This window comes from Pseudomonas salicis (assembly GCF_057128705.1).
The window spans coordinates 230227-249495 of sequence record NZ_JBSKHU010000008.1; the positions used below are offsets into that span (position 1 = coordinate 230227).

Sequence of the window (19269 nt, forward strand, 5' to 3'; positions counted from 1 at the left end):
TTCATTCGCGAAAAATGGTCCAGTCGATAGAGATGTACCGACTGGGATGGCCAATCGCGAATGAATTCGCTCCCACAGAATGAATTTTCGCCGGACTGAACAGACATAAAAAAACCGCCTGCCGAGTCATCGGCAGGCGGGCTTTTTGTTGCGTTGAAACTCAGTTCAGACCGAGTTTGCCACGCATTTGCGACAGGTCTTCAGCCAGGGTGTTGACCGGGCCGGTCAGGGCTTTACGGTCGTTTTCTTTCACCTTGTCATAGGTTTCGAAACCGCCATCCTTGGTTTTGTACTTCGCCAGGATCTTGTCCACGGTGGCGAAGTTCTTGTCGACCTTGGCGACGAACGCCTTGTCCGACTTCTCCAGTTGCGGCTTGAACAGGTCGACGATTTTCTTCGCGCCGTCTACGTTGCCCTGGAAGTCATACAGGTCGGTGTGGCTGTAACGGTCTTCTTCACCGGAAATCTTGGTCGCCGCGACCTCTTCCAGCAGCGCCGCTGCACCACCCACGACTTTCTCTGGCGGGAAGGTCAGGTCAGCGATGCGCGCTTGCAGGTCTTTGACGTCGGCCATCAGCTTGTCAGCCAGCGCGCCTTGATCCTTGGTGGTGTTCTTTTCGAAGAGCGCGTGTTCCAGACGGTGGAAGCCGGTGAAGTCTTCGGCTTCTACGCCTTTCTCATGGTCGTCAACGCGGGAGTCGATCGACTTGTCCAGGTCGTCGAACAGCTCGGCGATCGGCTCGATGGACTCGTAGGCAACGCGAGTGGTCGGGTACAGCTTCTTGGCGGTGGCCAGGTCGCCTTTCTTGATCGCGTCGGTGAACTTCTGCGTGTCGGCGGCCAGCTTGTCGACGTTTTCAGTGACATAGATTTTGTAGTCGGACACTGGGGTCACCAGGTCCAGCGGTGCCGTCGCCGCGAACACGGACGGGGTCTGCAACAAGCCAAGGGTAACCAACAGCGCGAGAGGCGACTTTTTCATGGAGCTCTTCCTGTGAGGTAAGGGTTGTCAGGCAGTTTTTGTTTTTACAGCGGAGGCAGCGGCCAGCAGCGACCGGCCTATGAAATCGTTGCTGTCTTTCACACCCGGCAAGGTGAAGAAATACCCGCCGCCGACCGGCTTCAGGTACTCCTCCAGCGGCTCGCCGTTGAGGCGGGTCTGCACGGTGATAAAGCCTTTTTCCAGATCCGACTGGTAGCAGATGAACAACAGGCCCATGTCCAGCTGGCCGTTTTTCATCACGCCGTTGGAGTAGTTGAACGGACGGCGCAGGATCAGGTTGCGCTGGCTTTCGGCCGTGCGCGGGTTCGCCAGGCGGATGTGAGCGTCGAGTTTGGTGAGCTTGCCTTCAGGGTCTTTGGCGTAATCCGGGACGTCGGTCTCGGTCTTGCCGTCCATTGGCGCGCCGGTCGGTTTGACCCGGCCAATGATGCTTTCCTGTTCCTGCAGCGGAGTACGGTCCCAGCGTTCGACCAGATTGCGAATGATGCGCACGGCCTGATAGCTGCCGTTGGCGGCCCAAGCGGGCTCGTCGCTGCCGGCTTGCACCCAGACCAGTTCGTTCATGGTCTTCTGGTTGTTGGAATCCGGGTTGGCCGAGCCGTCGCGGAAACCGAGGAAGTTGCGCGCGCTCTCAGGCGGTTGGCCTGGTTTGAGCGGGGCCTGGGCGGGCACGGTGCCTTCCTGCTTCCAGCGCACCAACAGCAGGTCCGGCAGGTTTTTCACGATGTCGCGCAGGGCGTGAATGTTGCTGTCCGGCGCGTTGGAGCAGAACTGAATGCTCAGGTCGCCGTGGCAGCAGGCCGCTTCGAGGGCGTCGTTGGGAAAACCGACCATGCGTTGCAGGCGCTTGGGCTTGACGTGCTCCAGACCGAAACGCTCGTCGAACAGCGAGTCGCCGACCGACACGGTAATGGTCAGGTTATCCGGGGTGACCACCGGGCCAAGAATGCCGGAGTCCAGCGGCGGCAGCTTCGGATCGACCTGAGGCACGGCGCCACCGGTCATCAGGAACGTGATGCGCTCGTTGAGCGTGCGGAACAGACGCTCCAGATCGTCGGTGTCCTGGGCCAGCACGTCGAAGGCCACCACCATGCCCGCCGTCGGGCGGGGGGTGACGATGCCGGTCTGATGCACGCCGTGGAATTCGTTGCGGTCCTGGGTCTTTTCGCTTTTCGGGGCTTCGGTCACTTGCGCCGGGGCACTGGTGGCTGCGAGGGCATTGCCGCTCAGGCTGGCACCGGCCATGGCAGCACCGGCCGCGCCAAGGCCCATCAGGACACGGCGGCGTTCAGCAGAAATCGGGGCGTTGGACGAATCGGAGTCTTTCATGTGGATAGTTTCTTCGCTCGGGTTTCAGGGCCGGGCGGGTGCAGAGGGGCACCCGCCAGGGCACGCTTACAGGCCAGTGAGGCCCAGGGCCGGATCGATTCCATCGAGTGCATCGGCCAGCGCCTTGGCCTTGTCTGCGATTTGTTTGCGTTGTTCTGTGCTGACCTGGTCGTACGGCTTGTAGCCGCTTTCGGTCTTGAGCATCAGCAACTGGTCGTCCAGTGCGGTGCTGGCATCGTCGATCTTCTTCAGCACATCGCCCCAGTTCCTGGCCAGCAGTGGGCGCAACAGCTCGATGACTTTGCGAGTGCCTTCCAGGTTGGCGGCGAAACCGCTGACGTCGAGGTGGCTGTAACGCTCTTCTTCGCCGTTGCTGCGGATGTCGGCCAGGCTGCGCATGTTGCGCACCACCATGCTCGCCAGTTGCTCAGGCGCGATGCTTTGGGCCAGCAATTGGGTTTTCAGCGTCGCGATGTCGGCTTGCAGCTTCTGCGCGACCGGCGACAGGCCGTCCACGGACTTCTGCGAGAACAGGCCGAACTCGATGCGGTGGAAGCCGCTGAAACCAGGGTCCTGCTCGCGTTTTTCGAAATAATCGGCGCGGGCGTTGATCGCATTGTCCAGCTCGGCCAAGCGTTGCGCGGCGGGGGCAATCCGCTGATACGCGGCGCGGGCCGGGGCGTAGGCTTTCTGCGCAGCGGCCAGATCGCCACTGTCGATGGCCTGTTGCAGATCGGCGGTGGCGCGGATCAGCGCGCTGCTCTGGGTGCTCAGGTAGACGCGGTACTCCGACAGCGGGCCGATGAAGGCGACCATCGAAGGACGGGCTTTCGCAGCGGCTTCGGATTCGGCGGTGGGCGTCACGTGCAGGGTGCCGCGCGGGTTGCTCAGCAGGCCGCAAGTGATCGCGTAGTCGCCCGGCTGCAGGTTGGCGTTGATGATCTGACTCAGGCCGGGAACGATGTTTTCGCGCTCTTCGACCACCAGCACGCCGTCGAGGATTTCCCACTCCACGGCACGCTCGGAGGCGTTGACGATGCGGAACGCGTGCTTGCCCGCAGGCACGGTGATGGCGTTCGGCTCGCAGCTCTTGGCGTTGATGGTCACCACGGTTTCATTGCCACCGTTGGCGATGCGCTTTTTCTGCGCGGCTTGCGAGGCGAAATAGAACATGGCGCCTGCGGCGATCATCAGCAGCACGGAACCTGCGACGGCAAATTGCAGGGCGCGTTTAGGCTTGGCTTTCTGCGGAGGAAGGCCGGTCTGACTGGTCATGGTTGCCCTTATTTGTTCGTAACTGAGGAAGAGTGGCCGTGTTCATGGGCCGGTCGGGTGGGCAGACTCACCACCCGCGCCTGCGGCTTGAAGAACAGGAACAGCGCGAAGACCAGGTAGGCGAGGTACGCCACCAGTACGCTGACGGTCGGGGCATCCTGATAACCGAACATGCCAGCCAGCACCGATCCGGTCGGGCCGTCCATCGGCAAGGTCGCGCTGATGTCGAAGACCACGTCCTGGAAGTGGTTCCAGACCCCGGCTTCGTGCAGCGAACGCACCGAGTTGGACAGGATGCCAGCGGCCACGATGAGGATGAACAGGCCGGTGTAGCGGAAGAAGCGGCTGAGGTTCAGACGCAGGCTGCCTTTATAGATGGCCACACCGATGGCGACCGCGATGATCAGGCCGAACAGCGCGCCGAGCGGGCCCGACACGCCTTCGCTCTGCTGGAACACGGCCAGCAGGAAGAACACGGTTTCGAGGCTTTCACGGGCGACGGCGAAGAACACCATGCCGATCAGTGCGTAGGTCTGGTTTTTCGAACCGGCGAGGGCAGCGTCCAGGGATTGGTGCAGATCATGTTTGACCGAACGCGCCACTTTGCGCATCCAGACGACCATCGAACTGAGGATGACCACGGCGATCAGGCCGACCACGCCTTCGAACAGTTCCTGTTGTTTCTGCGGGAATTCGGCGCTGACCAATTCCAGGCCGCCCCCGACGAACAGCGCCAACGCCGCCGCGAGGAACACCCCGATCCAGACGGCGGGCATCCACTCGCCACGGCCGGTCTGTTTGAGGTAGCTGGCAATGATGCCTACGATAAGCGCGGCTTCAATCCCTTCGCGCAACATGATCAAAAAAGGAACGAGCATTTATCACCGGTGTAAATCTGATAGGGTGTGCAGCCTGAACGCGGTCGCAAGCCATTCGCATTCAGGCAATGTGTAACATAATGATACTCATTATTGAATGAGCATACTTGTTTTTTTGCTTTTTCCTGGATTTGTGCAGGTGTTCAGGTGGCGTTCAGCCACGGGAGCAGCGGCGAGCTTCGAGCTACAAGCTGCAAGAGGGTCGGCGGCGTACGCTTGCTTTTGATTCTGGCCGGAGGCCGTAGGAGCCGGCTTGCCCGCGATCTGGCGCGTAGCGGCAGTAAAACCTGACGACTCAATAGACCTGACACACCGTTAACACCGACTTTACCGCCGCTATGCGCCAGATCGTAGGCAAGCCAACTCCTACGCCTTCGGCAGAAGCGGGTTGCGTTTTGTCAGTTGGATCGTGGAGGCAGTGATCTCTTCATCATGTCAACGAACTTTTCCGCCGCTGGGCTCATCCTGAACCCCACCCGCGTGATCAATCCGATCTCCCGATTCACCCCTGCATGCTCGACCCGCACCTGTGCCAGATCGCCCCGGCCTTCGTCGGCGGATTCCGGCAGCAGTGTCATCCCCAGCCCTTGGCGCACCAGTGCCATGACCGTGGACATGTAGTTGGCTTCCAGTCCCGGTGTCAGGGTCAGGCCTTCTTCGGCGAACAATTGCTCCACTTTTTCACGCACGCTGCTGTCGCGGCCGGTGAGGATGATCGGTTCGCCGGCGATGTCGGACAGCGCAATCGAACGCCGTTTGGCCAGCGGATGATCGAGGGGCACGAACAGGCTGAGTCGGTCCTCCAGCACCACCTCGAACGCCAGCCCGTGGCTCATGCGCGCCCGCACCCCCAGTCCGAAATCCACTTCGCCGTCGCGCACCAACGCATCGATGCGTTGAGCCACCACGTCCCGCAGCCGCACTTCGACGCCGGGGAATTGCTCGCGGAAAGCCTTGAGGATCGGTGGCAGGGCGCCGGAACACAGCGAGGGCAGGGCCGCTATGGTCACCACGCCTCGACGCAATGCCGCCAGGTCCCGCGAACCGCTGACGATGTTGTCCAGGTCCAGCAGCAGTTTCTCCATCGGCCCGCGGTTGTTCTGCCCGGCAGCGGTGAGGCTGACCTGGCGCGGGCTGCGCTCCAGCAGGGTGACGCCGAGCCATTCCTCCAGTTGCTGGATTTGCACGGTCAGGGCGGACGGCGAGAGGTTCAGTTCAAGGGCCGCTTTGGCGAAACTGCCGCTGTGGGCGACGGCCAGAAAGGCGCGGATGTGCTGGATCGAGTTTTTCATGCGGGCCTCGATGATGGGGTTGATCGTGCCCACGCTCTGCGTGGGCACGCACCGTTCGACGCTCTGCGTCATACCTGCCACGTTCTGTTTTTACGAACACAGCCCATCGAACATTTCAATTTACAAAGCTTACCCCCGTTTCGATACTCGGCGAAAACAACAACAGCTCGTTCCGCCGCCCTTCGGACAGGAATGACAAGGACCCGCCCATGCTCGCCACCCTCGGTGTCATCACCATTCTCTGTTTGCTCGCCGCCGTCATGAGCAAGCGCCTCTCGCCTCTGGTTGCCCTGATCGCCTTGCCGATCATCGCCGCGCTCATCGGCGGTTTCGGTCTGCAAACCAGCGGGTTCATCATCACCGGCATCAAGAACGTCGCCCCCGTGGTCGGCATGTTCGTGTTCGCCATCCTGTTCTTCGGGGTGATGACCGATGCAGGCATGCTCGACCCGATCATTGATCGCATCCTGCGCACGGTGGGCACCCGTCCGACGCGGATTGTCGTGGGCACGGCGCTGCTGTCGTTGCTGGTCCACCTCGACGGTTCGGGGGCGGTGACTTTTCTGGTGACTATCCCGGCGATGCTGCCGCTGTACACACGGCTGGGCATCGACCGGCGAATCCTGGCCTGCGTCGCGGCGATGGCGGCGGGGGTGAATTTCCTGCCGTGGACCGGTCCGGTGTTGCGTTCGTCCGCCGCCTTGCACGTGCCCGTGGCCGAGCTGTTCCAGCCGCTGATTCCGGTGCAGATCGTCGGCCTGGCGTTTGTCTTCATCAGTGCCTGGCTGCTGGGGCGTCGTGAAGAAAAGCGCCTGGGGCTTGGCGCCGGAGCGAAAGTCGATGTGGTGCCCGAGCGCGTCCTCACCGAACAGGAAGAAGTGCTGCGCCGTCCGCGCCTGTTCTGGCTCAACCTGCTGCTGACCGTTGTCGTCATGGCCGTGATGATCGCGGGCTGGGTCGACCCGGTGGTGATGTTCATGGTCGGCACCGTGCTGGCGCTGTGCATCAACTACCCCAACGTCGATGCGCAACGGGCGCGCATCGACGCCCACGCCAAGACCGCGCTGACCATGGCCAGCATTCTTCTGGCGGCGGGTGTGTTCACCGGGATCATGCAAGGCACCGGCATGCTCAAGGCCATGGCGGAAGTCGCGGTGGCGCAAATTCCGGCAGGCCACGGCAAATTGATCCCGATGGTCGTGGGCTTCCTGTCGATGCCGCTGAGCCTGTTGTTCGACCCGGATTCTTTCTATTTCGGCGTGATGCCAGTGATTGCCGAAGTCGGCCGCGCGCTGGGCGTCGATCCGCTGCAAGTCGCGCAAGCTTCATTGCTGGGCGTGCACACCACCGGTTTCCCGGTCAGCCCGCTGACCCCCGCGACCTTTCTGCTGGTGGGGCTGTGCAAGGTCGAACTGGCCGACCACCAGCGTTTCACCATCCCGTTTCTGTTTGGCGCATCGGTGCTGATGACCCTCACCGCGCTGCTGCTGGGAGTGTTTTGAATGAAAACCTTACGTATGGGCTCCGGCGCCGGTTACTCGGGCGACCGCATCGAGCCGGCCGTGGAGCTGGCCGAAAAGGGTGCGCTGGATTACCTGGTGTTCGAATGCCTGGCCGAGCGCACCATCGCCCTCGCGCAACAGGCGCGGCTCACTGATCCCGACGCCGGTTTCGACCCACTGCTGAGCGAGCGTATGCGTCGCGTCCTGCCGTTCGTGGCCCTTGGCCGTGAGCCGGGGCAGCAACGCTTGCGGGTGATCACCAACATGGGCGCGGCCAACCCGTTGTCGGCCGCGAAAGAGGTGCGGCGGATCGCGGCGACGCTGGGGTTGCACGGCCTGAAAGTCGCCGCGCTGACGGGGGACGATGTGCTCGCGCAGCTGGACCCTGAACAGACGCTGGACAACGGCTCGACGATCAAGGCGCTGGGAGACCGGCTGATTTCTGCCAACGCTTATCTGGGGGCTGAAGGCATTGTTGACGCGCTGAAGGCCGACGCTGATGTAGTGATCACCGGACGCGTGGCCGACCCTTCGCTGTTCCTTGCGCCGCAACTGTTCGAGTTCGGCTGGGCGTCGGACGACTGGGCGCGGTTGGGGCGCGGCACGCTGATCGGTCACCTGCTGGAGTGCGCGGGGCAAATCACCGGGGGCTATTTCGCTGACCCCGGCGTGAAAGACGTGCCGGATCTGGCGAGGTTGGGTTTCCCGCTGGCCGAAATCGACGCCGAGGGCAGGGCGGTGATCAGCAAGGTGGCGGGCTCTGGCGGACGTATCGACACGGCGACCTGCACTGAGCAGATGATCTACGAAGTGCACGACCCTAGCGCGTACCTGACCCCTGACGTAACGGCGGATTTTTCGGGCGTTTCTTTTAATGTCGTAGCGCCCAACGAAGTGCGTGCTGACGGAGCGTCCGGTCGCGCACGCCCCGAGACGCTGAAAGTGTCGGTGGGGTTTCTCGACGGCTGGATCGGCGAGGGACAGATTTCCTACGGCGGCCCCGGCGCGCTGGCCCGGGCGCAACTGGCGCGGGACGTGGTGCTGGAGCGGTTGAAAATCACCGGTGTGGTGTTTGACGACGTGCGCGCCGAGCTGATCGGGGTCGATTCGTTGCACGGTGCCGAGTTAGGTTCGCGTGCATCAAGTGAGCCTTGGGAAGTGCGTTTGCGGGTCGCGGCCCGTTGCGCCGACAAGGCTGAAGCGGTGCGGATCGGCAATGAAGTCGAAACCTTGTACACCAACGGCCCCTATGGCGGCGGCGGGGCGACCAAGGCGGTGAGGCAGGTGGTGGCGGTCGCCTCGTTGCTGCTGCCCCGCGAGGCGGTCTCGCCCCGCGTTCATTTGGAGGATGCATCATGAGCGTCGTCAAACTGCGCGACCTGGCCCATTCGCGCACCGGGGACAAGGGCGATACGTCGAACATTTCGGTGATTGCGTACCGGGCGGAGGATTACCCGCGACTGGTCGAGCAACTGACGGCCGAGCGGGTGGCAGCGCACTTTGCCGGATTGCTCGATCCGAAGGCGGGGGCGTTACAGCGGTACGCGTTGCCGAAGGTGCAGGCGTTGAACTTCGTGATGCCGGGCATTTTGAAAGGTGGCGTGACACGCTCGCTGGCGCTGGACGCCCATGGCAAAGCGTTGGGCGCGGCGTTGCTGGATATCGAGATTGAATACGGCCCTTGAGCCGGTGAATTGCCCCCAAGAAGTTGGACACCCATCCAACCCGTGGGGGGCAATTCATTGTCAGCGGCGGTCTGCGGATCATCACCTGCCTACAAGGCCGTGGCGCGATCTTTACCGCGCATTCCTCAAAAACACCACATACCCCCGAAACCATGCGCTCCCGCGCAAATACCCCGGCGCGTCCCATTCCCCGCCCTGCACCAGCCCGACTTTGAATGGCACGCCCAGCCGGCTCACCCTCGGCAGGTACGCGCGGTAATCCGGAATGCTCCGTCGTCCCTGATACGTCTGCACCACCACCTCATCCACCACGCCTTTCAACTGACCGATGGCGGCAGGGTCGGCGTTGCTGCTCCAGTCCATCAGCCCGGTGATGCTCAGTTTGTATCGCGACGGCATGCGCTCGCGCAGGTCTTTGAGGAAGGTCACGTACTCCTGCAAATAGCGGGTGCGGGCGTCGAAGTCGATCTGGATGCCCGTCACCGCGTTGCCCGCCTGTCGCCAACGTTCGACCTGCCCGAAGAGCTGGCGATAGACCGAGTCCGGCCAGCGCAGGGTGTGGGCGCGGTAGACGATCCACAGCTCCGGCGACGGCAGCCGCGTGACGCTCATGCCCTGAGCAATGAAATCCACCCGCTGTTTGTCGCGACGGGGCGCGAAAATCTGCCCCTGCAACACATACAACGTCTTCGCCTGCTCCAGCTCCGGCTGTGACGCGACGCCGCTCCACAGCCAGAACGCGTCGTAGTCCCTGGCGTCCACCGAGGCCCACGCCGAACCCGCTGTCGAAATGCAGAACAGCAGCCCGATCAAGGCCCGACGCAGCGGCGTTATCACCAGTAATACTGCAACGTCTTGCCCCACGTGGTCCCGGCGTAGGTGCTCTTCAATTGTTTGAACCAGCCTTTGCGCACCGGCGGCGCCACGTCCTTGCCGCCGCAGCTGTTGTAGCCGGATGGCCCGTAACAGTTGATCGCGCGGAAGAGCGCATAGGCTTTTTCGTCACGCCCGGCCTTGGCATCGGCGATCACGGTTTGATAGCCGTCCAGACGCGAGAACCCATCGCCCTTGAAACCCGGTTCGCCGCCGCCAAGCTGCGTGGTAGCGGGGCGCTGGTCCAGCGGCATGCTGTCCAGGCCATTGCGCAGGATGAATTCGCCGAGGCAGTTCAAGCCCTTGGGGTGCTGGCCGTTGGCCTGAAGTGTCGCGGCGGTGTCGGCGATGCCGGGGCAGGCGTAGCTCGACTCAGCCTTCGCGCCGTTCCAGCGGAACAGTTGCAGGCTCTGGCCGTCGCCGTAGACGTAACCCAATTGCGTGATGAGTTTGTTGTCGGCGGGTTTTTCCGGCAGGGCCTTGAGGTCGTCGCCGAACGCCGCGTACTGGCCGTGCATCAGCTCTTTATAGAGCAGCACGAATTGCGCGGTGGCCTTCTCGTTGTCGCTGATGCCCTGGGCCATTTGCTGACGCAGCAACGGCGCATCCGCCACCTTGCCCAGCAAGATCAAACGCACTTGCGCGGACTGAATCGGCGAGTCGCTGGCGAACACCTTGGCCAGTTGCCCGCTGCGTTCGTGGTTCATCGCCAGCGCCAGTTCCAGTTGTTCCCGTTGCAACGGCTGTTTCGCCAGCGGCAACAGCTTCAGCCACAAAGCCTGGGCGGCGGCCTTGTCACCGGTTGCTTCCAGCGCCAGGCCGCGCAGGGTCTGCTGACTGAACGCGAAATAATCGAGGGCGGCGGGCACGTCTTTCGGCAGGTGGTTCAGCGCCTCGGCGGGGTTCTTGTCGAGGTAGAACGCGAACGCCGCTTGCAGGTAATCGAACATCGCCGGTTGCTGGGCGAAGAGGGATTTCTGAGCCAGCAGCGCGTCGCGGGTCAGCGATGACTGCGTGTCGGGCCGCATGAGCATCAGGTCGTGAGTGGCGGTGAGCAAGGCCGACGGCGTGGCGCCGGTCATGAGCATCAGCAGCTTGTTGTCAGTTTCCTGAATCAGCGCGTCCACCGGCAGGTTGCGCTGGTCGTCCTTGGCGTCGGCCAGTTGCCAGTTGTAATCCTCGGCGAGCTTGTCGAGGTCTTTCGACAGCCAGTGCACCCGACGCATCAGGCCCTTGGCGGACTGCGCGTAAGTGCCGGTGGGGTAGGCGCTGAGGTAGTGATCAAAGGCTTGCGCGACCTGGGCAAATGGCGCGGGGTCGAGCCCGTCCTTCATCGTGCGGTACTCGTCGAACGCGTCTTTTTGCGCGTCGTTGAGCCGGGTGCGGGCGACCATGTACAGCGCCGTTTCCTTGAGCCACGGCTCGGGGCTGTCGCTCAGGCTGGCAAACCCGGTTTCGGCGGCGGCAAAGCGCCCGCTGTAGAAATCCGAGGCCGCTTGCAGGTAGACGAGGAACGCCTTGCCCTCTGCCGATTGAATGTCGCTCGGCAGCAGCGCGGCCTGTTTTTCGCCTTCCCACGTGCAGGTTTCCAACAATTGCATGCGCGCGCGGGCCAGGGACTGACGCTCGGCGTCGGACAGCTGCGGCGCCTCGACGACGTGCTGGATGAACGCTGTGGCGCTGTCGTCGCTGTTGCTGCGGCAGCGGCTGCCTTCCCCTTGCAGGAACGCGTCGCCTGCCGTGTCGAGGCTGTCGCGTTTCAGACCCAGTTTCTCCAGCAACTCGCCCAGTGCTGCCGTGCTGGAATTATCGCCTTGATCGCCTTCCTCGACCGACGTCTCCAGACGTGCCACCGGGAACGGTACCGGACCGAAACCTTCCGCGACTTCATCGTCGGTCAGCGCGTTGGGGCTGAGCTCCAGCGCCTTGCGGTCGGCGAGCATCAGCCGCAGGTTCACCCGGCTGTCGTTGCCGGGGCTGAGAAACGCGAGGTTGTTGCACACGTCCAGCGAGTCGCGCAGCAGCGACCAGTTGGGGTAGCAGGAATCGTCACCGCTAGCCTGGGCCGAGCCACAGAATACCGTGCCGATGATCAATGCAAGAGGGGTCAGCAAGCGGGTACGCATGAACAATCCTTGATTTCAGTACGCAAGAGGGGGAAGGCGCGGCGAATGATACAGGGTGTTACGGCGGTGCGGATTGCTGGCATTTTGATGCTTCGCCCCATCCGATGGGCCCCCACAGAAATCGCGTGATGCATACGATGGTTTCCCCCAACACAATTATTTTCAAAAAAGGAGTGAGGTAAACCCCACTGGCATCCGTGTAGTGAGAATCAGATGCGTTCCCGACGAACGATCCTTCACCGCTCGACACCTCAGGTGCCTCCGTTCATGACAGCTCAATCCGGTTTTCGTGTGTCCGCCTTGCCCGCCTTTCGTCCCGCCGTGCTGGGGGCGTGTTCGGTCACGGCGTTGCTGTGTTCCCTTGGCCTGAGCACGCTGGCCAGCGCTGAAGAAATGCAGCTGGACGCTGTCAACATCGACGCCACTTCCCAGACCGACATCAGCGAAACCGAGCACAGCCGAACGAGCTATCAGGCGCGCAAGGCCTCGGTCGCGACCCGCACCGAAACCCCGCTGGTGGAAGTGCCGCAAACCGTGAACGTGGTCACCAACCGGGTGATCGAAGACCGTCAGCCGAACAGCCTCGACGAAGCGATCAACGCGGTCAGCGGCGTGAAACAGGGCAACACCCTGGGCGGCACTCAGGACGCCATTCAGAAGCGCGGCTTCGGCACCAACCGTGACAACTCGATCATGCGCGACGGCATGCAGTCGGTGCAGGCGCGCAACTTCACGCCGACCACCGAGCGCATCGAAGTGCTGAAAGGCCCGTCCTCGATGCTCTACGGCGTGCAGGACCCCGGCGGCGTGATCAACGTTGTCACCAAGAAACCGCAGTTGGTGGATGCCCGTTCCATTTCCGCGTTCGGCAGCAGCTTCGGTGGGGGCGGCGAGCAGATCGACCTGACCGGCCCGATTGGCACCAACGGCCTGGCGTACCGCGTCATCGCCGACAAGCAGAACTACGATTACTGGCGCAATTTCGGCAGCATCGACCAGTCGGTGATCGCGCCGTCGCTGGCCTGGTACGGCGACGACACCACGGTCTCGGCGGCCTACGAACACATGGAATATTCGGTGCCGTTCGACCGGGGTACACAGATCAACACCAAGACCGGCAAGGTGCTGGACATCCCGCGCAACCGTCGTCTGGACGAGCCGTTCAACGTCACCACCGGCCGCTCCGATTCGCTGGATCTGCGCATGGACCATCGCCTCAACGACACCTGGACCTTGCGCACCGGCTACGCCTACAGCCGCAATTATTACAACGACTACCAGTCGCGTTTCATCTCGGCCAACTACACCACCGGCGCCGTCACCCGACGTGGCGATGCCACCCGCGATGCCGTACAGTTCGCCCACACCGCCACCGTCAACATGCTGGGCAACCTGTACTGGGGCGACGTGCGCCATGAGCTGCTGTTCGGCGCCGATTACATGAAAAACGACCGCGAACTGGGCGATCTGTTTCGCAGCGCCAACAAGGTCGACTTCAACTACAACGCGCCGGTCTACGGCGTGACCCCGCAGCCGAGCGTGGCCAGCGCGCCGAACAGCGACCAGACCGATCACCTGCGCACTCACGCCTTCTTCGTGCAAGACGCCGTGCATTTGAACGATCAATGGATCTTCCAGGCCGGCCTGCGCTACGACGCCTTCGATGAAATGACCGGCAAAGGCCGTCCGTTCGTGGTCGGTGCCGACGTGAAAGACAGCAAGGTCGTGCCCCGCGTGGGCCTGGTCTACCTGATCCAGCCGGACTGGTCGGTGTACGGCAGCTACACCGAGTCGTTCCGCCCGAACACCTCGATTGCCGCGCCGATTGGCGACCTGCCGCCGGAAGAGGGCAAGTCCTATGAAATCGGCACCAAGTTCCAGAACGACGCCATCACCGCCACCGTTGCGCTGTTCAACATCAACAAGAAAAACGTGCAGACCAGCGAGCCGTGCGGCACCGAGACCTGCACGCGGGTGTCGGGCGAGGTGCGCTCCCGAGGACTGGAAGCCGACATCACCGGCCAGATCAACGAATTCTGGAGCCTGACCGGCAGCTACGCCTACACCGACACAAAAGTCCTGGAAGACCCGATCCTCAAGGGCGAGCCGCTGGACGGCGTGTCCAGACACACCGGCGCCCTCTACCTGACCCGCGACTTCGGCCACGTCGGCATCGGCGACTTGCGCGCAGGCACCGGCGCACGTTTCGCCAGCCGCTGGGGCGTGAACGACGGCGCAGGCACCGAATACCACCTGCCGTCCTCGAAAGTCGCCGACGCCTTCGTCTCCTACAAAATGAAGCTCGACGAACGCGACCTGACCCTGCAACTCAACCTGAAAAACATGTTCGACGAGAGGTACTACACCTCCGCCAGCGGCCTCGGCTCACCGGCCATTTCCATCGGCGAGCCACGGCAGTTGGTGGCGCGGGCCAAGTTGGAGTTTTGATAACTGTGGTTCTAACTGTAGGAGCGAATTCATTCGCGAAGGAGGGTGTGGCCGATGGAAATGCATCTGCTGTACGAATGCTTCGCGAATGAATTCGCTCCCACAGAGAACCCACGGCGCCGCCAAATATGAAGTCAGCCTCGGTTTCAACTGTGGGAGCGAATTCATTCGCGAAAGAGGGCGTGACCGATGGAGATGCGTCGGCTGTACGAATGCTTCGCGAATAAATTCGCTCCCACAGGGGCATTTGGACGCCGCGAAATATGAAGTCAGCCTCGGTTTTAACTGTGGGAGCGAATTCATTCGCGAAAGAGGGTGTGGCCGATGGAGATGCGTCAGCTATACGAATGCTTCGCGAATAAATTCGCTCCTACAGGGCATTTGGGCGCCGCGAAATATGAAGTCAGCCTCGGTTTTAACTGTAGGAGCGAATTCATTCGCGAAGGAGGGTGTGGGCGATGGAGATGCATCGGCTGTACGAACGCTTCGCGAATAAATCCGCTCCCACAGAGATCCATCGGCGCCGGGAAGTGTGAAGCCTGCCCCGGTTTCAACTGTGTGCGAGATTCATTCGCGAAAAAAGGTTCAGGCGATAGCGATGTATCGCCTCTACGCACGCTTCGCGAATGAATTCGCTCCCACACGGAGGGCAACGCTGCACGGCCTCAATTCAACACAAAATCATTCTTCATCCGCAGCGTCCGGCTCGGAATGGAGTTGCGGTCAATCCCGCCCTGAAGCGTGTAGGCCAGATCGTCGTACCAGTTCGCGTCTTCCAGGTACCATGAATGTGACACCAGGCCGTCGATCACTTCGAACTTGCGTTTTTTCACAGCGAGATAGCGAGGACCGCAATCGACGTCCAGCGCCTTGTCGTCGGCGGGGGTGTCTTCGGGCATGCCGACCCGGCCGACCCGCGAACTGGTGTCGATGTTTTTGGCATTCGAAACGGCCAGCGCTTCGTCATAACCGCTGAAATAGTTCGTCAGCCGCCCGCAATGGCTGAACGTCGGGATCATGTCCGAGTTGCCCAGCGCGAAGCACGATGAAGAAATGTCGGCGCCAAACAGCACCATCTGGCCGATGCGCCAGTCGTTGGCCAGCCCCGAATCACGCATTTTGTCCACCGACCGAAAGGCTTCGCGCACCACAAACGCACCCATGGAGTGGGCCATCACGTGGACGTTGATCGGGCACTCGGGCAGCGAGAAGGTCATGAACGGCACGATGCCGCGCTTCACCAGCAGCGCGGCGGAGTCTTGCGCCTTGCCGCGATCCGCCAGGTACAGCAGGGTTTTGCTTTCTGATGGCCAATCAAACCCCACCACCATGCACGGGTAGTTGCGGGCGCGCAGCTCGCGTTCGATCAGCCGTTGTCGGGTCAGTGCTTCTTTTGAGGGGGTGTTGTAGCCATGCACGAAGAACACCACGTCCAGCGCCGTGCCTTTTGCCGGGGCGGCCTGTTCGAGAATCGCGGTCATCCATTGCTTGGCCGAATTGATGCTGTGGATAGGCGACGGCTCGGCCGCATCGGGCGGCACTTTCAAATAGGTGCCTGGGCCCACGTCTGTGCCGAAAGCACCGTTGGCTTTGCTGCGGGTACTCAGAATGAAGCTGTCCATGGAGAGGAGTCCTTGCTGTCCGATTGACGGAGCGATCCGATTGACGGATTGACCATTCTGAGCAGCGACCGAGGCGCGCCCGCACGAGCGGCGCAGGCCTGGGTTCAGGGCGCGGTAATGCGGATCGGCGAGTGCTCGACAACCCAAGAGGTGTAGCGTTGGATAGACGACTTGTCCAACCCGATCAGGCAGGACGACGGGCAGCGGGCATCACGGGTGCAGGAGGGGCACCGCGTGAAGGGTCAGAAATGACCGACGCCCGCGAGCGCGATGGAGAAGGAAACGATCAGCATCAGCAGAATGGACATGTTGATGGACATGGGTGAAATCCTTGTTCAGTTTGGTCAATGCCGCCATGATCCCGATCTGCGCGCAAAAAATGAACGGCGTTCGTGTGGATGTTCGCTATCGATACAATCAATACTCCGGGGCTTAGAAACGCGGCTTGCGGGTGTCTCAGGTCCGATACATGCCCGGGTTCTACAGGTTTTTGAACATCTCCCAGAACGACGCCCCGACGCCGGTCATGCTCTCGCCCGCGATCAACCCGGCGGCCGCGGTGATCGCAAACCGTTCGGTGAGGCTCGGCCAGCGACGGCTCACGGCCCAGGTCAGCACCGCGCCCACCCCCATCATCAAGGACGTCGAGGCCGGCAGGACGAACGCCAAACCCAAGGCTGCGGAGCTTGGCAACCAGCGCGCCAGGCGCTGAGGCAGCAGGGTGTCAAACGCGCCCAGCAGCACGCCGAAGAGCCCACCGACGACGATCGCCCAGCGAATCTGCGGCGTCAGCGAGCCCAGGCCATGGGTCAGGGTTTCGGCCACGGCTTTCCAGGTGGCGACAGCGGGGGCGGGCCATTGCTCGGTGAGCAGCATGTGCTGGGGATCGGGAATCAGCGCGAGGTACACCAGCACGCCGACCACACTGCCGATGAAGATGCCGATGCATTGGGCGACGACCTGTTTTTTCGGGGTCGCGCCGATAGCCAGGCCGACCTTGAAGTCGTTCATCAAGTCCGTCGATTGCCCGGCCGCGCCCCCCGCGGTGTTGGCGCTCATCAGGTTGATGGGCACCTGGCCCGGAGCGATCAGGCCGAACGTCAATTGCGACAGCTTGCCGATGGCGCCGATGGGCGCGATACCCGTGGCGCCGACCACTCGCGCGGCCACCACGGCCAGACAGATCGCCAGCGGAATGCTCAATAACGCCATCCACACATCAATGCCAAACAGCGCGACTTGCAGACCGACGACCAGCGCAATCGACAGCACCAGGCCAACGGCGGGGCCGGGAGAGAAGGGCGCACGGGCGCGTTTTTCTTTGGGGATTTGGTCCGTTTTGGGGGCAATGAACAGGCGGATGCCCAACGCCGTCAGCGTCGAGCACACCATCAGGCTGACCCCCGGCCACAGCAGCCATTCGACGAGCTTGGCGAACTGCGGACCTGTGGCGTCGGGCGCCAGCATTACCCAGCCGTGATCGATCAGCCATGGCGACAACCCGCCCCACGCCAGCAACGCGCCAATCAGCAGGCTCACACCGACGCGGATGCCAATGATCCCGCCGAAGCCAATCAGCAGCAGTGAAGGGTCGAGGGTGAAGGTCAACCGTTCCAGTTGCGCCGTGGGCGCCCAGCGCGGAATTGCCCAAATGAAGCCGTCGATCCACTTCACCAGCCCCGACAGTAACGCCGCGCTGAACAGCACTTTGATGCGGATCACCGCTTCTTGCCCGTGGCGATAAATGTGCTGCAGGGTTTCCAGCGTCGCCATGCCTTCGGGAAACTTCAGGCCGTTGTCGTTGAGCAGGGTAGGGCGCAAATACCACGCGATCCAGATGCCGAGAAAACTCACGGAAAACACCCACGCCATCATCGGCACGGGGTCCAGTTGCTGGCCGGTCAGCAGCGTGTAGGCGGGAATCGGCGCCACCAGCCCGCCCGAGATGATCGACGCAGCGGCCGAGGCAACCGTCTGGTTGATGTTGCTCTCATGGAGGGTCCACGGCGGCTGCCGGTGATTGCGACGGGCGAGGCTTTGCCAGATCCCGAAACCCACCAGCAGCGCGATGATCGACATGTTGAACGACCAGCCGATTTTCAGTCCGGCGTAGACGTTGGAGGGCGTCAGCAGGATGCCCAATACAGCGCCGGTCAGCACGGCACGCGGGCTCAACTCGCGCTCGATGCGGAGGGCAGAAGGGGGCGTCGTGGCGTATTGGCCCATGGAACGTCCTGTGGTCGGTGTCAGGACTAGTGAGCGTCGTGGGGTGGTAAAGGTTCAGCGGAGGGAGAGTCTGTGATGTATCGACGGTCCGGTTGCTATTGCGACACACGTCGCAAGTCCACTGTGAAATGTGTCGCCATTGACACATTTTTTGGACCCTACGAAACACGCTCATGCACCCGATCGTCGGTGATCAACAAGCTGCTGCGTCCTGTTAACCCCCTTTAAATCAGAGGGTTACGGAGAGTTTGCCAGCATTTCGCCGCCATTCGTCAGACAACAAAACGACCACGTTCTTATAACGAAAGTTTCACCAATCGGTAAAATTTCTTACGTTGCAATGAGAATCGTTTGCGTTATCCTTCGCGTCTCTTTGTCACCAGGGATGTCGAACAAGATGGGTTTTCAACCTGCAATGAGCCAGCCCACAAGGCTTCGCTCCTCCTGTGTGGGCGGGTCTTGTGTCCCGATCGACCCTCGTCTCGACGCGCTGATGGGCACCTACAACACCCACCGCGAAGGGCTGTTGCGACTGGCTGCCAAATTCCTCGGATGTCGCGCCCGCGCCGAAGACGTGGTGCAGGACGCCTTCGTGAAGATGCTCGAAAGCGATCTGTCGTCCATCGAGCCTGCCCGCTATATGTTCCGCGTGGTGCGCAACCTGGCCATCGACCGCCTGCGTCGTCAGCGGCTTGAACGCAACCATGGCGCCGAAACCGAGCTGGACGAGCCGCCGCGTTTCGAGGTCTCGCCTGAGCGTGTGCTGGCGGGGCGCGAGTCGCTGAACCAACTGGTCGGCGCCCTCAACGAACTGCCCAAGCGCATGCGCATCGTCTTCAACCTCAGCCAGATTCAGGGCTACACCCAGCGCGATGTGGCCAAGGTGATCGGCACCTCGCCGACGATGGTCAACTTCCTGCTGCGCGACACCCTGTCCCATTGCCGCGCCCGGCTGGGCGAGCTTTAGGCACCGACGCTTCGCCCTTTGTTTTCTGCTTTCACTGCCCGGA

Annotated in this window: 14 protein-coding genes; 5 read left to right on the top strand and 9 right to left on the bottom strand. The window is 62.1% G+C overall.

The annotated features are described in order from the left end of the window. Positions 1–160: 160 nt before the first annotated feature. The 5 genes from efeO (ACWKWE_RS26765) to ACWKWE_RS26785 all read right to left on the bottom strand — a co-directional run bounded on the left by efeO (ACWKWE_RS26765) (position 161) and on the right by ACWKWE_RS26785 (position 5777). Positions 161–982, bottom strand: coding sequence for an iron uptake system protein EfeO (gene efeO, locus ACWKWE_RS26765; RefSeq protein WP_166598500.1), 822 nt, complete (start codon positions 980–982; stop codon positions 161–163). Positions 983–1009: 27 nt separating this feature from the next. Further along, positions 1010–2332, bottom strand: coding sequence for an iron uptake transporter deferrochelatase/peroxidase subunit (efeB, locus tag ACWKWE_RS26770; RefSeq protein WP_166598501.1), 1323 nt, complete (start codon positions 2330–2332; stop codon positions 1010–1012). 66 nt (positions 2333–2398) lie between these two features. Further along, on the bottom strand, positions 2399–3607 hold the full coding sequence (gene efeO / locus ACWKWE_RS26775; protein WP_483852183.1) for an iron uptake system protein EfeO: 1209 nt from the start codon (positions 3605–3607) through the stop codon (positions 2399–2401). An 8-nt stretch (positions 3608–3615) separates the two neighbouring features. Continuing rightward, positions 3616–4485 (bottom strand): iron uptake transporter permease EfeU, encoded by an 870-nt coding sequence (gene efeU, locus ACWKWE_RS26780; protein WP_341958851.1) that lies wholly within the window; start codon positions 4483–4485, stop codon positions 3616–3618. A 398-nt stretch (positions 4486–4883) separates the two neighbouring features. Beyond that, positions 4884–5777, bottom strand: coding sequence for a LysR family transcriptional regulator (locus ACWKWE_RS26785; protein ID WP_166598338.1), 894 nt, complete (start codon positions 5775–5777; stop codon positions 4884–4886). A gap of 209 nt (positions 5778–5986) precedes the next feature. Here ACWKWE_RS26785 and ACWKWE_RS26790 point away from each other — a divergent pair, with 209 nt between their 5' ends. From ACWKWE_RS26790 to ACWKWE_RS26800, 3 genes are read left to right on the top strand one after another with little or no spacing between them, the layout of a single operon-like run. Next, the gene (locus ACWKWE_RS26790; protein WP_483852184.1) at positions 5987–7279 is read left to right on the top strand and encodes a CitMHS family transporter; all 1293 of its coding nucleotides are present in this window, start codon (positions 5987–5989) and stop codon (positions 7277–7279) included. Beyond that, positions 7280–8638, top strand: a complete 1359-nt coding sequence (locus ACWKWE_RS26795; protein ID WP_166598305.1) for an acyclic terpene utilization AtuA family protein — start codon at positions 7280–7282, stop codon at positions 8636–8638. After that, the gene (locus tag ACWKWE_RS26800) at positions 8635–8964 is read left to right on the top strand and encodes an AtuA-related protein (RefSeq protein WP_166598306.1); all 330 of its coding nucleotides are present in this window, start codon (positions 8635–8637) and stop codon (positions 8962–8964) included. Before ACWKWE_RS26795 ends, ACWKWE_RS26800 begins: the two co-directional genes overlap by 4 nt. A 111-nt stretch (positions 8965–9075) precedes the next feature. Here ACWKWE_RS26800 and ACWKWE_RS26805 read toward each other — a convergent pair whose 3' ends face one another. Together ACWKWE_RS26805 and ACWKWE_RS26810 are read right to left on the bottom strand one after the other, a co-directional pair. Beyond that, the gene (locus ACWKWE_RS26805; protein ID WP_483852197.1) at positions 9076–9777 is read right to left on the bottom strand and encodes a DUF3142 domain-containing protein; all 702 of its coding nucleotides are present in this window, start codon (positions 9775–9777) and stop codon (positions 9076–9078) included. Between the two features lie 20 nt (positions 9778–9797). Then, positions 9798–11963: a PA5441 family protein gene (locus tag ACWKWE_RS26810; RefSeq protein ID WP_483852185.1), complete on the bottom strand. Its 2166-nt coding sequence runs from the start codon at positions 11961–11963 to the stop codon at positions 9798–9800. Between the two features lie 321 nt (positions 11964–12284). Between ACWKWE_RS26810 and ACWKWE_RS26815 the strand changes: the two genes are divergently transcribed. Then, positions 12285–14411: a TonB-dependent siderophore receptor gene (locus ACWKWE_RS26815; RefSeq protein ID WP_166598339.1), complete on the top strand. Its 2127-nt coding sequence runs from the start codon at positions 12285–12287 to the stop codon at positions 14409–14411. A gap of 665 nt (positions 14412–15076) precedes the next feature. Here the strand turns inward: ACWKWE_RS26815 and ACWKWE_RS26820 are convergent. Next, a complete protein-coding gene (locus ACWKWE_RS26820; RefSeq protein ID WP_483852186.1) occupies positions 15077–16033 on the bottom strand; it encodes an alpha/beta hydrolase in 957 nt (318 codons plus the stop codon). A 480-nt stretch (positions 16034–16513) separates the two neighbouring features. Beyond that, a complete protein-coding gene (locus tag ACWKWE_RS26825; protein WP_483852187.1) occupies positions 16514–18259 on the bottom strand; it encodes an OPT family oligopeptide transporter in 1746 nt (581 codons plus the stop codon). Positions 18260–18752: 493 nt separating this feature from the next. Between ACWKWE_RS26825 and ACWKWE_RS26830 the strand changes: the two genes are divergently transcribed. Further along, entirely contained in the window at positions 18753–19226 is a 474-nt protein-coding gene (locus ACWKWE_RS26830; RefSeq protein ID WP_483852188.1) for a sigma-70 family RNA polymerase sigma factor, read from the top strand. Positions 19227–19269: the final 43 nt, after the last annotated feature.